General features: G+C 50.3%; 12 protein-coding genes. 4 read left to right on the top strand and 8 right to left on the bottom strand.

All coding sequences use genetic code 11. The features are described 5' to 3' along the window. Together GWC94_RS04085 and GWC94_RS04080 are read left to right on the top strand one after the other, a co-directional pair. A complete protein-coding gene (locus GWC94_RS04085) occupies positions 1-1752 on the top strand; it encodes a hypothetical protein (RefSeq protein ID WP_161833755.1) in 1752 nt (583 codons plus the stop codon). A 55-nt stretch (positions 1753-1807) separates the two neighbouring features. Further along, the gene (locus GWC94_RS04080; RefSeq protein WP_161833754.1) at positions 1808-2824 is read left to right on the top strand and encodes a hypothetical protein; all 1017 of its coding nucleotides are present in this window, start codon (positions 1808-1810) and stop codon (positions 2822-2824) included. Between the two features lie 70 nt (positions 2825-2894). Here GWC94_RS04080 and GWC94_RS04075 read toward each other — a convergent pair whose 3' ends face one another. From GWC94_RS04075 to GWC94_RS04055, 5 genes are all read right to left on the bottom strand, one after another. Next, positions 2895-3785: a hypothetical protein gene (locus GWC94_RS04075; RefSeq protein WP_235918454.1), complete on the bottom strand. Its 891-nt coding sequence runs from the start codon at positions 3783-3785 to the stop codon at positions 2895-2897. A 35-nt stretch (positions 3786-3820) separates the two neighbouring features. After that, the gene (gene def / locus GWC94_RS04070; protein WP_161833752.1) at positions 3821-4399 is read right to left on the bottom strand and encodes a peptide deformylase; all 579 of its coding nucleotides are present in this window, start codon (positions 4397-4399) and stop codon (positions 3821-3823) included. Between the two features lie 155 nt (positions 4400-4554). Next, the gene (ruvX, locus tag GWC94_RS04065) at positions 4555-4974 is read right to left on the bottom strand and encodes a Holliday junction resolvase RuvX (RefSeq protein WP_161833751.1); all 420 of its coding nucleotides are present in this window, start codon (positions 4972-4974) and stop codon (positions 4555-4557) included. A 62-nt stretch (positions 4975-5036) separates the two neighbouring features. Further along, positions 5037-5918: a UbiA-like polyprenyltransferase gene (locus GWC94_RS04060; RefSeq protein WP_161833750.1), complete on the bottom strand. Its 882-nt coding sequence runs from the start codon at positions 5916-5918 to the stop codon at positions 5037-5039. A gap of 2 nt (positions 5919-5920) precedes the next feature. Then, on the bottom strand, positions 5921-6472 hold the full coding sequence (locus GWC94_RS04055) for an RNA methyltransferase (protein WP_161833749.1): 552 nt from the start codon (positions 6470-6472) through the stop codon (positions 5921-5923). A 90-nt stretch (positions 6473-6562) separates the two neighbouring features. Between GWC94_RS04055 and GWC94_RS04050 the strand changes: the two genes are divergently transcribed. Both GWC94_RS04050 and mutS read left to right on the top strand, forming a co-directional pair. After that, on the top strand, positions 6563-8176 hold the full coding sequence (locus tag GWC94_RS04050) for a M28 family metallopeptidase (RefSeq protein ID WP_161833748.1): 1614 nt from the start codon (positions 6563-6565) through the stop codon (positions 8174-8176). Positions 8177-8465: 289 nt separating this feature from the next. Continuing rightward, entirely contained in the window at positions 8466-11066 is a 2601-nt protein-coding gene (gene mutS / locus GWC94_RS04045) for a DNA mismatch repair protein MutS (protein WP_161833747.1), read from the top strand. 9 nt (positions 11067-11075) lie between these two features. Here mutS and GWC94_RS04040 read toward each other — a convergent pair whose 3' ends face one another. The 3 genes from GWC94_RS04040 to dapA form a co-directional block, all read right to left on the bottom strand. After that, positions 11076-12698, bottom strand: coding sequence for a tetratricopeptide repeat protein (locus GWC94_RS04040; RefSeq protein ID WP_161833746.1), 1623 nt, complete (start codon positions 12696-12698; stop codon positions 11076-11078). A gap of 11 nt (positions 12699-12709) precedes the next feature. Further along, positions 12710-14179: a coiled-coil domain-containing protein gene (locus tag GWC94_RS04035; protein WP_161833745.1), complete on the bottom strand. Its 1470-nt coding sequence runs from the start codon at positions 14177-14179 to the stop codon at positions 12710-12712. A gap of 316 nt (positions 14180-14495) precedes the next feature. Then, positions 14496-15380 carry a 4-hydroxy-tetrahydrodipicolinate synthase gene (dapA, locus tag GWC94_RS04030; RefSeq protein ID WP_161833744.1) on the bottom strand — a complete coding sequence of 295 codons (885 nt, stop codon included), beginning with the start codon at positions 15378-15380 and terminating at the stop codon, positions 14496-14498. Between the last annotated feature and the right edge of the window lie 44 nt (positions 15381-15424).

Below are 15424 nucleotides of genomic sequence, written 5' to 3'. Positions count from 1 at the left end.
ATGATCGATAGCCAATTTGATGATTTCGCCAAAGGCAGGCTCGGAGACCATGAGGTTCCCGTGCCGGATAATCTTTGGGACAGGATCACCGATGGCCGCTTCGACCAGTTTATCGGCGATAAACTGAAGGATGCCAACGCGCCGGTTTCTCCGGGTCTGTGGGACAAGATCACCGATGCACAGTTTGACGGCTTTGTAGGCAGCACGCTTGCGGGAGCCGAAGCCACCGTACCCGGCGGCTTATGGGAAAAGGTACGCGAAGGACAGTTCGACGGTTTTGTAAGGGATTCACTCGCCAACGCCACGGCACCCGTTCCCCCGGGTCTCTGGGAGAAGATCATGCCCGAAGAAGACGACGATAAGGGCGGGCTGATCTGGTTCCGCAATGCCGCCAGGATCGCCGCGATCTTTTTGCTGATCGCCGGGCTCGCGGCAGGCAGTTACTACTGGTATAAAACCACGCAGAAAGACAACCCCGCCGGCGGTACGGGTAATGACAGCACGGCAAATCAGCCGGCAGCAGCCGGGGTTTTGGGCAACACGCCCAAACAGGAAAATACGAACGGAACCATTCCCGATAACAACACCGTTGGTATAACAGGCGACAACCACCCTGCCGCTGCCAACCCCGCTGCAAATACCGGCCGCATCACCGATAACAACCCCACCCATGCCGGTACCCGGAACCGCAGAAACAACGCTGCGTTTACCGAAACAGGCATTAACGGTTCAGTTACGAATAACAAAGGTCTTACCGCTATCCCTCAGCCCGGCAGGCCTGCAACCGATCCCAGGGGCATGGCGGGCGGATTGACGGATAACCCGGACCGCACCGCGGCCACATCATCGGATAACGGACTTCCACTGGGTTTCCCCGAGCCGTACCAGGCGCTGCAGTGGAGCAAGGCGGCAACCATTTCTCCGTCTGTGAACAGACAGCTTGCTGACCTGCACGACAAAAAACTGAGCATCGGCAACCATGCCAGTCTGTTCAAAAGCATCATCATTTGTCCCACAGGCCGTACCGGCAATACCGACTGGTACCTCGAAGCCTATGGGTCTCCCGATATCGCCCTGCGCTCGTTCAGCAACAACAGCGCAACACGGCAGTATGTTTCAAGAAAAGACAGCAGCGAGAGTATGCGTCCCGGATTTTCGGCGGGCATCCGTATCGTGAAACCGATCAACGACAATATACTGGTTAAAGCGGGACTGCAATATTCCCAGATCAACCAGAAATATGTGTACCGCACAGAGAACGAGATCAAGAATATAACGGTCGTGACCACACGCACCATCATCCGCTCGCCGGGCGATACCGTGGTGGTAAGGGATACCAGCAGTATGCAGCAGATAGGATTCAAGAACAATACGGTGATCAACCGTTTCCGAACGCTGGATCTTCCTGTTACCGTGGGCTACCAGTTTGGCAACGACGATCTCAGGATCGGTGTCAATGCAGGTGTGATCCTAAACCTTTCCTCCTGGTACCAGGGCGTGATGCTCGACAGTTCACTGGCTACGGTGCCTATCCAGAAAAACAGCAATACGGTATACAAGAGCAATATCGGTCTGGGCCTGTACGGCAGTGTGAGCCTGGTAAAAAAACTGAGCGATGACCTGCACGTGTTTGCCGAGCCTTATTTCAGGTACAATCTCTCGAATATGACCACACCCGGTGCGGCCTATAACCAGAAATTCAGCATAGGCGGCATTTCGCTCGGCATCAGGTTAAATTTAAACAGACAGTAGGCAGCGATGAAAACAGCGGTTGTATCTAACCATCAAATTCACCACTGAGATTATTATGAAAAAAGCAGGACTGATATTGTGTAGCATGGTCGCTTTGTTTTTGACCGCTTGCCAGAAAGAACTTTCTGAAAACAACAACTTCAACGTTTATACCAACCATCCGCTGAACGACACTGCCTGGACGCAGACGCTGTCTGCCTCCGCATCCGTGCACGCATTGATCCAGTTGCTCAAACCCAACATCATCATCGATTCGCTGGATGCGTCAAAAGACACCACCATGGTGTATGGCGACAGTCTGTCGGTATTCTTCAAATCAGGGGTATGTACCGAAACAGGCGGAGCCCCCGCCACTTCCGGTCTGCTTAGGCTGGAAATATTCAGGCTGCGTACCAAGGGGGATTATATCAAAGCATTCAAAGCCACCACCAGCAACGGCTACCTGCTGGAAGCAGCCGGTGCATTTTTTGTTCGCGTAACCAGGGAAGGAAGGGAGTTATCGCTGGCGCAGGGCGCTTCGCTGAAAATCAATTTCAGCGACAACACCGAACCCAGGCCCAATATGCAGGTGTTCAACGGCCGCGAGGGAAATCCCATACCCGCTTCCGGCATCGATACCGCCTTTAGCTGGCAGCGCGATTCCGATACCAGCTGGATACCCGTCTTTCAGCGAACCGCTGCCACCACCGGCACCGTTATCCGCGGATATGAAATGCCGGTAAAAAACCTGCGCTGGACAGGCGCGGAAAGATATATCGACAGCACTGCACCCAAGACCAGGATATTTGCGTTGCTGCCGCCGAATTACACCAATAAGAACACCGCTGCCTTTGCGGTATTCGCCAACCAGAAAACGATCGTCAACCTGAAAGCGGAATACAGTTCGCGTACTTTTGCGGCATCCAATATTCCCCGCGGTACAAAACTGAAGGTCATCACCATCTCCCGGATCGGCGGTGATACCTATCTCGGTGTAAAAGACGTAAACGATGTAGGTACCAACACCAACTATTTCGTCACCCCCGAGAAAAAATCCATAAAAGATATCTTAGCATTCCTTGACGGACTGTAGGGTGTATGGCCTGCCGGCTGAATGACTGGCTTCCCCCGTTTTGGCAAACAACAAACCAACCCCTAAGCTTCTATTCTTTTTTAAAATCGAACAGGGTGGCCGTGAATACGGCGCGTTCGCGTTTTTTGAAGATCACATCCCAGTTGCCTTTGTAGCGCAGTATCTTTGGAACGGTAAGACCTGCAAATTTTGTCATTTCCACTTCCATGCTCACATCAAAATCGTATACACCGGCTTTATAGCTGAGGGCATAGGTGCGCGATAACACTTCCAGTGTTTTGATATCGAACCAGGTGATCATCTGGTCAACCACGATACGGTCGCTTTTTACCTTGTCTTCTTTGGGTGTGATCGAAAACACATAGGCGGGATTGCCCTGAAAATCCTGTACATCCAGGCGGTAATCGTACAACCTGTGCGCAGACTCATCGTACAGATCAAGCTTATCGCCGATAAAAGGAATACCCGGAATTTTTTTACCGGGGTTGAAGAACAGCATCTTCAGTTGTTCCCGGTGTTTGTCCATGCCCTTCTTGCTGGCAAGACTCATGGTATGACCCTTTACGATATTGTTCTCGCCGCAGACGGTGCCTTTTGTAAAAAAAAGACCTGCATACAATTCGGGAGTGAGGTAATGATAGTCCTGCCGCTTATCGTAAAAATCGCCTGTCGTTTTTTCTTCCAGCACATCCATGGTACGGCAGCCGTTGGCCCGGTTCTGTCTGGTTTTGCTGAACAGCGATGCTTTGGTGCCGCCGTTCTTATCCAGCATCCTGATATCGTTAAAGGAGGTAAAACCCAGTATCCGCAGGTTGCGGAAAGCTTTGTAAAAAGTGGTGTCTTCCTTGATCTGTGTCAGCAGGGTGCGGTAATCAAAATGGTTTCTTACCACCACTTCCGAAAGTGTGAACCGCTGCTCATCCACCAGCACGGAAGTATCCTGTGCCCTTACGGCCACCATGCTAAAAAAGGATATGATAAAAAGCCAGCGCCGCATTACCTGGGAAATACCATTTTATAATCCACTTTCACTTTTCCCTTGCTGATATCATTCAGCTTACCCTGCAGCATTTTGCGGCGGAGCGGTTTCAGGTAATCGATGAACAGTTTGCCTTCGATATGATCGTATTCGTGCTGTATGATCCTGGCCGTGATGCCTGTAAACGTATCGGTATGCGGCTGAAAATGTTCATCCACATAGCTGATGGTAGCAGAAGCGGGTCTGTACACATCTTCCCTGATCTTGGGAATGCTCAGGCAACCCTCGTTATAAGCCCATTCCTCTCCTTCCAGCGATTCGATATAGGCGTTGATAAATACTTTTTTAACGCCCGGCGCATCGGGATAGATGCCTTTCTCCCCTTCCTCGAGGTTCTCGAATACCTGCTGGCTGTCGATCACGAACAAACGGATATCCTTGTTGATCTGCGGAGCGGCAAGACCCACGCCATAACTGGCATACATCGTTTCCCACATATCATCGATCAGGGTCTTCAGCCCGGGATAATCGGGTGTGATATCCTGGCTTATCTTTCTCAAAACAGGCGCTCCATACGCCACCACGGGATAGGTCATTCTTTCTTGATTTGATCCGAACGACAAAAATAACCGAGAAATCGGTACCAGCGATGATTTTAACACCAGGGAAATGGAGTATGCATCGCGAATAATGAAATGGCCAATCATTCGTACATACGCCAATCGGCAATCGGCAATCACCAATCGCCCATTCACTCCCCCCCTCCTCTCTCCAAATACTCCTGCAGCATGATCGTGGCTGCAATCTGGTCTATGTTTTCTTTTTTGCGGCGGTCTTTTTTCTTCATACCCATGTCAACCATGGCGCGGGAAGCCATTTTAGAGGTGTAGCGTTCGTCTACGGTCTGGATGGGGATCGCGGGAAATTCTTTTTTCAGCCTGGTAATAGCCCCTTTGACAAGCGGTGTGGCATGCGTGTCGCTGTCGTCGAGGTTACGGGGATAGCCGATCAGTATACGTTCAACCGGTTCCTGCTGGCAATACTGTTTTAAAAACGGGAACAGGTCTTTTGTGTGGATGGTGGTAAGTGCACTCGCAATGATCTGCAGGGGATCCGTTACCGCAATCCCCGTTCGTTTGCCGCCGTAATCGATGCACAGTATTCTTGCCATTGTTTTTTTATAAAGCTTTACCTGCTGTTTATGCAAAAGAGAAATCGGAAACATATGCCGGTCTAAAGATGCCGCAGCGCCAGGTCTCCTATCACCAGCACACCGAATACAACGCTGGCAATTCCGTTTGCCGTCATGAAGGCGATGTTGACCTTGCTGAGATCGTCCGGACGCACGATCGAGTGCTGGTAAACCAGCATACCGATAAACACCGCAATACCTGTCCAGTACAACCAGTGAAACCCGCCGTATACACCCGCGGCAATCACACAGGCCGCACTCAGCAGGTGCAACAGTTCCGATACACGCAGTGCATTGCGTTTTCCCAGTGAACCGGGTATCGAATACAGTTGCTGCGATCTGTCGAAATCAATATCCTGCAGCGCATAGATGATATCAAAACCGCTCACCCAGAAGATCACCGCCAAAGAGAACAGCAGCGGCAGCCAGTCGAATACCCCCGTTACCGCAAGATAGGCGCCTATCGGCGCCAGCGAGAGACCGAGTCCCAGTACCAGGTGGCATAAGGGCGTAAATCGCTTGGTATAACTGTAAAAAAGGATCACGAACAGGGCCACCGGGGCAAGGTAAAAACAGATGGGATTGATCAGGTAACAGGCTATCCAGAACAATACGCAGCAGCCGATCGTGAACGCCAGCGCGCTGTTGGCGGAAATAATACCCGCCGGTATCTCCCTAACGGCCGTGCGTGGGTTCCTGGCATCGAAATGCCTGTCGAGGTACCGGTTAAATGCCATCGCCGCGCTGCGGGCAGTCACCATGCACACCAGTACCAGCAGCAGTTTGATGGCAATGGCGCCGGTACCTTCGCTCCGGTATCCTTCGCGTGATACACCCAATACAAAACCGATCATGGCAAAGGGCAGCGCAAAAATGGTATGCGAGAACTTAACAAGACTCAGGTAGTTTTTGACAAGGGCCATAGTTATTCGGTGGTCTTTTCTCTGTTCAAAAAAATAGGTTCCGCCAGTTTCCACAATACAATACCTGCGGCAACTGAAATATTCAGTGAGTGCTTGGTACCCAGCTGCGGTATTTCAATACAGCCATCACAGAACTGCAGTACCCCGGCATCCACCCCGCCCACTTCATTGCCGAAAATCACCGCAATCTTATCGCCGGCGCCTGGTACAAATTGCTCAAGCGGTATGCTGCCCTGTGCCTGTTCCACTGCATACAAGGTATAGCCTTTTTCCCTGAGCGCCCTGGCAGCATCGAGTGTTGTGGGGAAATAAAGCCAGTCCACAGTTTCGGTGGCGCCCAGCGCGGTTTTATGAATATCACGGTGCGGAGGCTGCGGCGTATAACCGCAGAGGCAGATGCCCGAGGCCAGGAATGCATCGGCCGTACGAAAAACGCTGCCCACATTGTGCATACTGCGGATATTATCCAGTACGATCATCACGGGCGTTTTCGGGGCATGCTTAAAATCTTCGGCCGAGAGCCTGCCCAGTTCCTCCATGCTCAGTTTTCGCATGACGCAAAGGTAAACTCATCCACTCATAAAATCCCCTGTGCGAAATCCTGCTTATTCAGTATTTTCCACGCTTCATAACTGAAACAAACCATGAGAAAACACATGCCCCTTGCGGCTTTGCTGGCGCTGTCGCTTCCGTTTGCCGCATCCGCACAAGAAAAAATCGACGCCTCGGTAATGCAGAAGATCCGCACCGAAGGCCTCGACAGCAATCATTCGAAAGTAATGGATATCGTCTGGAACCTTACCGATAAAAGCGGCAACCGTCTTACCAATTCACCCGGTTATATGCGCGCAGCCAGCTATGCGAAAGAAGCATTGACAGGCTGGGGCGTACAGCAGGCAACCATCGATCCCTGGGGCGAATTCGGCAAGGGCTGGGAACTGGAAAAAAGTTATGTGGCGATCACCGCTCCTTATTACAAACCCCTCCTCGCCTATCCGAAAGCCTGGACCGGCGGCACCAAAAAACTGCAGCGCGCAGACGTTCTGGTGATCACCGCAAAAGATACCGCGGCGCTGGAAGCCTATCGCGGCCAGTTAAAAGGCAGGGTGCTTATACTGGATCAGCCAACCGTGTATAAACTGGGTTTTAAAGCGGATGCCACACGTTACGACGAAAAACAACTGGAAGAAATGGCCGGTGCCAAAGCGCAGGGACAGGGCAACAGGGGACAGTTTCCCAACCCGAACGATACGGCCGCGATGCGCAGGCTGCGCGAGCAATTTCAGCGCAGCGCGGGTGGTGCGCAGAGGGTGCTTGCCATCCTGAAAGAGATGGCCAGGACAGAAGGCGCTGTGGCCCTGCTCAGCAGCGGCGGCGTACGCAGCCACGATGGCACCATCTTTGCCCAGGGCGGCGGCGGGTACAAGGGAACCGATCCGGAGAATTTCCTGGACCTGGCATTGGGACTGGAAGACTACAACACCATTCTTCGCCTGGCCAAATCGGGCACACCGGTGAAAATGGATGTGGATGTAAAAACCAGATTCCATGCAAAAGACCTGCAGGGTTATAATGTGATTGCCGAAATACCCGGCACCGACCCTTCGCTGAAAGAGGAAGTGGTGATGCTGGGTGCGCACCTCGATTCCTGGCAGACAGGTACCGGCGCTACGGATAATGCCGCTGGCTCTGCCGTAATGCTGGAAGCCATGCGTATCCTGAAAGCCATCGGCGTACAACCCCGAAGAACCATCCGCATCGGTCTCTGGAGCGGCGAGGAACAGGGCCTGCTGGGTTCAAGAGGTTATGTGAAAAAGACGTTTGGCGATCCTGCCACCATGCAGCTGACACCGGCGCATGCCAAATTCTCCTCGTATTTTAACATCGACAACGGCACCGGAAAAATACGCGGTATTTATCTCCAGGGTAATGAAGCCTGCGGCCAGATTTTCAAAGACTGGTTTGCGCCTTTCAAAGACATCACCGAGGGAACCGTTACCATCAGCAATACCGGCGGTACCGATCACCAGTCTTTTGACGGACTGGGTCTGCCCGGTTTCCAGTTTATCCAGGACCCGATGGAATACGATACCCGTACCCACCACAGCAATATGGATGTATACGATCACCTCAGCGCAGACGATCTGAAACAGATTGCCACCATTGTTGCCGCATTTGTCTACAATGCCGCGCAGCGCGAGGAAAAACTGCCCCGCAAACCGCTGCCACAACCCAGGGGCGCGGGTGCGCGGTTTTAGTTTATAGTCTGGTCTGCAGTCTGTTGTTTTAAACAGCCATCCCTGAATTTCTTAAAGGATCACAGCACCCGTTGCTGTGATCCTTTTTTCTGTACCCTCACCAACCCTCTGCGAAACCCCGCTCCTCCACGCCTCCGCGGTGAATAGCATCCGGAATCACACGATACCCGATTTCCGGATGCTACTCACCGCAGAGGCAATATCCGCTAATCCACCAATCCCTAAGCCTTTTATACACACCCCTCAACCGCCTCCCCCAAACTACCGACTAAACAATATATTTGCTGCCATGGCAAAATCTTCCGCAGATACACCGTTGATGCAGCAGCACAGGGCCATCAAACAGAAATACCCTGATGCCATACTTCTTTTTCGGGTAGGCGATTTTTACGAGACATTCGGTGAGGATGCCATCATTGCGTCGAAAGTGCTGGGTATTACGCTCACCAGGCGCAACAACGGCGCTGCCTCATCGAGCGAGTTGGCCGGGTTTCCGCATCATGCCATGGATACCTACCTGCACAAACTGGTGAAAGCCGGTTACCGCGTGGCCATCTGCGACCAGCTGGAAGATCCCAAACAGGTAAAAGGAATCGTTAAACGCGGGGTTACGGAAATGGTAACACCGGGGGTGGCCACCAACGACAAATTACTTGAGCACAACAGCAACAATTTTCTTGCGGCCATCCATTTTACCGACAATGGCAATGGCATCGCCTTTCTCGATATTTCCACCGGTGAATTTTTTATCGCGGAAGGAAACGAAGAGTATATCGATAAGCTGCTGCAAAGCCTCAGGCCTGCCGAAGTGATCTTTCAGCGCAGTTACCAGAAATATTTCAAAGAACAGTTCGGCAGCAGGTTTTATACCTATACCATGGATGGGTGGCTGTTTGACGAAGCATTTGCCACCGAAAGTCTGCTCAAGCATTTCCAGACGCATTCGCTGAAAGGTTATGGAATAGAAGGCATGCATGCCGGCGTAACCGCCGCGGGTGCGATACTGTATTACCTGAAAGAGACCGAACATCCCAACCTGCAGCATATCACATCCGTACAAAGAATGGAGCGCGATGATTTTTTGTGGATGGACAGGTTTACCATCCGTAACCTGGAACTGCTGCAGACAGGCATCGATAACGGTAACAGCCTGCTCAAAGTGATCGACAATACGGTAAGCCCGATGGGTGCGCGCCTGCTGAAACGCTGGATGGTGTTTCCGCTGAAAGATGCCAAGCGCATCAATGAACGGCTGGATGCGGTGTCGTTGCTGATACTCGGTACGGAAACACGCAAACAATTGTCGCACGCGATCAAACTATGCGGGGATATTGAACGGCTGGTGAGTAAGATCCCCCTGAAAAAGATCAATCCCCGTGAGGTATTGCACCTGGCAAAAGGATTGCAGCAGACCGAACTCATCAAAAACATCTGCGGAACAGCCAACGACGCTTACCTGCAAAGACTGGGCGATGCGCTGAACGGGTGTCACCTGATCGTAGAAAAAATACTGAACGAGATCAGCGAAACACCGCCGGTTGCGGCCGGCAAAGGCGGTGTGATCAGGGAAGGGATTCATGCAGAGCTGGACGAGCTGCGCAATATCGCCAGCGGCGGCAGGGAGTACCTGGTTGCCATACAGCAGCGCGAGGCGGAAAAAACAGGCATCTCTTCGCTGAAGATCAGCTTCAACAATGTATTCGGCTACTACCTTGAGGTAACCAATTCGCATAAATCCAAAGTGCCTGCAGACTGGATACGCAAGCAAACGCTGGCCAATGCGGAGCGATACATCACACCAGAATTAAAAGAATACGAAGAAAAAATCACCGGTGCCGAGGGAAAGATACTCTCGATAGAACTGGATCTCTATGACCAGCTGCTGCTGGCCCTGCAGGATTATATCGCACCGATGCAGGTCAACGGCAATATACTGGCCACCCTTGACTGCCTGGCATGCTTTGCAGAGAACGCGATACAGTACCAGTATAAGAAACCGGAGATACACGAAGGGCAGGAACTGGCGCTGACAGAAAGCAGGCACCCCGTTATAGAACGCAACCTTCCCGCGGGAGAGCAGTATATCTCGAACGATATCACGCTCAATCCCGCCGAGCGGCAGATCATCATCCTTACCGGGCCGAACATGAGCGGTAAGAGCGCCATCCTGCGCCAGACCGCGCTGATTACGCTGATGGCGCATATGGGCAGTTTTGTGCCGGCAGCCGCGGCCCGTGTACCGCTTACCGATAAAATATTCACCCGTGTGGGTGCCAGCGATAATTTAAGCGGCGGAGAATCTACGTTCATGGTGGAAATGAACGAGACCGCCAGCATCATCAACAATATCTCACCGCGCAGTCTGATCTTACTTGATGAGATCGGCAGAGGCACTTCCACTTACGATGGTATTTCGATTGCCTGGAGTATCGTGGAACACCTGCACGCGTCCCCTGCCGCACCCAAAACACTGTTCGCCACGCATTACCACGAGCTGAACGAACTGGAAGAAAAGCTGCCGCGTGTGCAGAATTACCATGTTACCAATAAGGAAGTGGGCAACCGCATCATTTTCCTGCGTAAACTGGCCAGAGGCGGCAGCACGCATAGCTTCGGTATACATGTGGCAAAGATGGCCGGCATGCCTCCCTCGCTGATAGAGCGGGCTAATGCGATTCTCTCGCAACTGGAAGAAAAACATGTGGATACGGGCGCATCGCTTACCAACCGCATCCCTATGCCCGCGCCCAAAATGCAGCTCTCCATATTCGATGCCCACTCAGAGGCATTCGACGACATACGAAAGATGCTCAGTGATATGGACATTAACCGTCTTACTCCCGTGGAGGCATTGATGAAATTGAATGAGATCAAGAATCTGCTGAAATAGGATCAACCATTAAAAATCAAAACCTACTCCAAAATGCTGAACAATCGCCTGGGGAAACCTGTCGTTCATGGGTTTATTGATGCCGTACCGAAGAATAAGAAACCCGGCTTTCAACAATAGTCCTCCTTCAATATTCAGGGCGGTGAATTTTCTATCCGGGTTCTCTACCAGTGATGTTGCTCCGTTCGAGGAATTTTTAAACTCACGCAGATCCGTATAATAGGTTACACCCGCTCCCGCATACGCCCACAGCGGATAGGCTATCTTCTGGGTGATCCCAATGGTTACATGTACCGCAGGATTGATTATAGTATTATTGAATTTCCAGGTAGGGAGCGGCGCCCCGCTGTTACTGTTTTTGTCATCCGTTTTCCAGCTCACATCACTGCTTTTGGAAATATCCCCGTTTGTCCGAGCCGCAAAATACATTCCCGGCTTCCTGTTCTTCAATCCACCACTCATGAAGCCCAACATATTTTTTTCATCCGCACTCCACCCAAAAAAATAGGTGTCCGGGCGGCTCCATCGTTTGTATTTCTTTTTTAATTTCTCTACGTGCTCACTACTTACCGAGGCTGGATTTAGATTTGATGCAAGCGCGTACATATCGATCGCCCTGCTGATATTATACGCTTCTTTGAGTTGCTCCTGCTTTTTTGCTTCATTCACATAGAGATCTAAGAGTTCCCGGTCGGCATCCTTGATCTGCGGACCTGCAGGATATTCGGACTGGTATTGTTTGTAATATCTTTCAGCATCATCAAAACTTCCTTTGGAAGCGCCTTCCCTTGCCAGCGAAAGATATGACCGCTGTAAAATATCATGCGCATCGGTACTATATTCATCGGAAGGATACTGCCGCAGATAGGTCTTATAGGATTCAATGGTATGCGTACTGCGCGCTGTCTTCCAGGCGTTTCTCTGCACTGCCTTGCTTTTGTTTACAGATGCAGCCCTGTCGCCGGGCATGAATGAAAGAGCCTGGTTGAATTTGGTGACAGCATCTGCATAGTTCTCTCTGTTATAAAGGTCCTGACCCTCTTTAAAGGCCTTATTATATCCATTCAGTTTGATCATGGCAGGTGTTTTCTGGATCTTCCCTACCAGTGCTTTTGCGCCAGCCTCCTGCTGCATTGCAGGATCGTTAAGTATCTCAAGTGCAGAAGGATAATCCTCCTTCTCGATGAATTTTTCCACCGCATTAAGTGCATGCTCAATATTTGACTTATCCATTTCCCACAGTTTTTTATAATCCTGCGCACTTCTGCTGTCGTCCTTTTTCTTCTCTATGGATTTCTCCGCCTGGTCAACTCTGGCTCCCGATTCGATATCTGTCTTTAAACGGCCGATCTTCTCTTTCCATGATTCATCTGCATATTTTTCAGCCAGTTTGAGGTACTCCGCGGCTTTATCAAAGCTGTTCAGTTTATAAAATGCATAAGAAGTATAATAATATCCGTCAGCTTTTGATGGTTCCTCGATAACCAGTTCCGGTGCAACCACTAATAGTTCATCCCATTGTGCATTGCTGATTATGTTCTTTACCTTCTGTTCAACCTGAACAAAGTTGGCGGATTGCGCGTTTACAATACTGCATGCAAATACTAAAGCAATAAAAAATAAGACTCTCATATCAGTTTGAATTAATTCACTTTTTTAAGGATCAGATCATACCGTGTATTAGTGGTTTTCTTTTGCAGGGCAGCCCGGTCTGAATCAGAAAGCCCGTTCAGCAACGAGGTATAATACTGTTTGTAAACCGTACCTTCCTCCTCGCATCCATATACCGGGTCGCCGGAGTGATGCGCGGCTTCCATCTCTCCCACACATCCCTCCGCTTTCGAATAATTGGCTACAACTGTACCATGGGTATCCGATCCATAACATGAACAGCCGGCAAGCGAGCAGGCATTGATCAGCCGTACCCGCTCCTTATCTACAATGGAAGCCCATTCGAGGAACTTATTCCTGGAGGCACTTTTTTTGGTAAGCAGCAGGTCTCCGGTTTGCTTCAGGGCATCCGTTCTTGCGGCCTGTGCATCCTGCAATATTTTTCTTTTAAGTTGAAATGCATTTTTTAATTCATCAGTCAGCTCCTGTTGCCTTTTGGAAAGATTGATGGTTAGCTCCCATACCTTATCATTCTGCTCTTTTATGGTTTGTTCTGCTTTTGTTTTGGCGGCCTGGTACTGTGCAGTGCGTGTATCCAATTCCTGTTGCAATCGACTCTGCTCTGCCTGGAGAGAAGCCTGCCGGTTCTTTAATTCATCCGACTCTTTTGCAGGTAAATTTGTAAGCCTGAGTTTCGATTCGATATCTCTTAACTGGGAAACAATAACAGCAATTTTATCGTTCAATAGCCGCGACTCATTCGTATATGCCTGTCCCAGGTCATATAACTGCTTTTGTGCCGTTCTTGCCTTTTCTTCGGCTTCCGCCTTTTCCCGATCTACCTGCCTGGCAACCTTATCCTTTGCATCGGCCATGGCTTTGGTTTCCTCAGACTGCAGATCGTTCAATTTTACGCTGATGATATTCAAACGGTCTTCAATAAAATTCTTCTCGGCCTGAATACGCATCAAAGGTTCGATATAGTTGGCCTGAATATTTTTGCCTTCCACTATAACAGCCGTTTTATAACGCTGACTTAATTCCGTTATCTCCTGTCTGAGCCGGGCGATCTCATCGTTCAGGTTAGCCAGCTGTTTATCGAGATCAGTCCTTTTTCGGGTAAATTCATTCTCTGAAAATTCGAATGCCTTCGCTGCGTCCTCTGCATTCTTTATTTTCTGATCGTATTCTGCCTCTTTCTGCGCTATCTGCTGAGGGCTGGCCGGATGTGTGCCACCGTTCTGCCTGAAATGATTTTCCACATCATTCACCCCGGATCTTCTAAGTTCTGACGCTGTACGGCTGCATCCATTGCAGAATCTTCCTCTTCGAAGTTCATCAAGCGCCTCATCCTTCTCCCGGCGCAGATCCGCAAGCGTGGATTTTAGTTTCTTGAGTTTTTCGGCTTCAAGACTGTAAGTTTCAGTATACTGCCGCTTCAGATTCGGTATTTGCGACTGGTCTTTTTCTATTTGTTTCGCTTTTGACTCGATTGAAGCCAAAGTTGCAGACCCTGCAGTCTGACTATATGTTACCGTAACACAAAGAAGGGATACAAAAAGCGTCGACAGGTATCTCATAAAATAATTTAGACAGTTGCAATGGGTCTAAATTATCTGATCTGCGTATCGCGTAATAAATTCAGCTGATCTTTTATTTGAAAATACCTATTTATAGGTAGCAGTATGGTAAGTTATCATATGGAAAATCGCCTGAAAATATTTTGCCCGGATTCGCTGACCTGGTAAAGTCAATCAGTGAATCCGGGCAAATCAGAAGATCGGGGGAACCTGGTAAAATCCGGGTTTCCGGCTGAGCCTATTTTTTTGAAAGATACCGCTTCACTTTATCATGAACAGCATCGCTCAAAGGCACTACGGGCAGCCTCACTTCGTTTTTGATCAATCCCATTTCAGCCATAAAGGCTTTTACGCCGGATGGGTTGTTCTCCACGAACATCAGGTCGTAGGCTTCCATCAGCGTGTCGTTAAGTTTTTTTGCACCCGCAAAATCCGCTTTCAGGCTCAGGCGTATCATATCCGAAAACTGCCGGGGAAAAGCATTGGCGGCCACACTGATCACGCCCGTCATACCGCAGGCGATCAGGGGCATGGCGATGGCATCGTCGCCGCTTACCAGCAGAAAGTCTTCCGGCATATCGCGCAATATTTCCATACACTGCGCAAAATCGCCGCTGGCCTCTTTCATCCCCGCAATATTGGGTACCTCCTGTGCAAGCCGCAGCGTGGTGGCTGCGCTCATGTTCCTGCCGGTGCGGCCGGGTACATTGTATAGGAGCACGGGCTTCGGCGATGCCTCGGCAATGGCTTTGTAATGCTGAAAAATACCTTCCTGTGAAGGTTTGTTGTAGCTGGGCGATGCGCTCAGTACGGCGATGGCTTTATCCAGCGGGTATTTTTCCAGGTCTTTCAGGATCTCCGCTGTATTGTTGCCGCCGATGCCCACGACCAGTGGTACGCGGCCGGCTATTTTCCCGGTGGTGTAATGGGCAATGTCAAGCTTCTCCTGTTTATCCAAAGTAGGTGTTTCACCGGTGGTGCCCAGTGTAACCAGGTATTCCACGCCGCCATCGATGAGAAAATCGATCACTTTCCCCAGCGCGTCAAAATCCACTTTCAGATCAGCGGTAAAAGGTGTGATCAATGCCACACCTGTACCCTGCAGTTGTTTGCGTAAAGACATTATTCGTGATTGTTTAAATGGTTCATGCAGTGGTCATCCTGAAC

It is taken from the genome of Sediminibacterium soli (assembly GCF_009939225.1).
GTDB lineage: Bacteria > Bacteroidota > Bacteroidia > Chitinophagales > Chitinophagaceae > Sediminibacterium > Sediminibacterium soli.
Note: the sequence above shows the minus strand (reverse complement) of the source record. Positions and strands in the feature narration are given on the sequence as shown.

What these genes read in the sequence shown, in the direction of transcription:
- ruvX (WP_161833751.1), bottom strand. Translation starts at nt 4,974, where the DNA reads ATGGCAAGAATACTGTGCATCGATTACGGCGGCAAACGAACGGGGATT.
- GWC94_RS04040 (WP_161833746.1), bottom strand. Translation starts at nt 12,698, where the DNA reads ATGAGAGTCTTATTTTTTATTGCTTTAGTATTTGCATGCAGTATTGTA.
- def (WP_161833752.1), bottom strand. Translation starts at nt 4,399, where the DNA reads ATGACCTATCCCGTGGTGGCGTATGGAGCGCCTGTTTTGAGAAAGATA.
- GWC94_RS04050 (WP_161833748.1), top strand. Translation starts at nt 6,563, where the DNA reads ATGAGAAAACACATGCCCCTTGCGGCTTTGCTGGCGCTGTCGCTTCCG.
- dapA (WP_161833744.1), bottom strand. Translation starts at nt 15,380, where the DNA reads ATGTCTTTACGCAAACAACTGCAGGGTACAGGTGTGGCATTGATCACA.
- GWC94_RS04060 (WP_161833750.1), bottom strand. Translation starts at nt 5,918, where the DNA reads ATGGCCCTTGTCAAAAACTACCTGAGTCTTGTTAAGTTCTCGCATACC.
- GWC94_RS04075 (WP_235918454.1), bottom strand. Translation starts at nt 3,785, where the DNA reads ATGGTGGCCGTAAGGGCACAGGATACTTCCGTGCTGGTGGATGAGCAG.
- GWC94_RS04055 (WP_161833749.1), bottom strand. Translation starts at nt 6,472, where the DNA reads ATGCGAAAACTGAGCATGGAGGAACTGGGCAGGCTCTCGGCCGAAGAT.
- GWC94_RS04085 (WP_161833755.1), top strand. Translation starts at nt 1, where the DNA reads ATGATCGATAGCCAATTTGATGATTTCGCCAAAGGCAGGCTCGGAGAC.
- mutS (WP_161833747.1), top strand. Translation starts at nt 8,466, where the DNA reads ATGGCAAAATCTTCCGCAGATACACCGTTGATGCAGCAGCACAGGGCC.
- GWC94_RS04080 (WP_161833754.1), top strand. Translation starts at nt 1,808, where the DNA reads ATGAAAAAAGCAGGACTGATATTGTGTAGCATGGTCGCTTTGTTTTTG.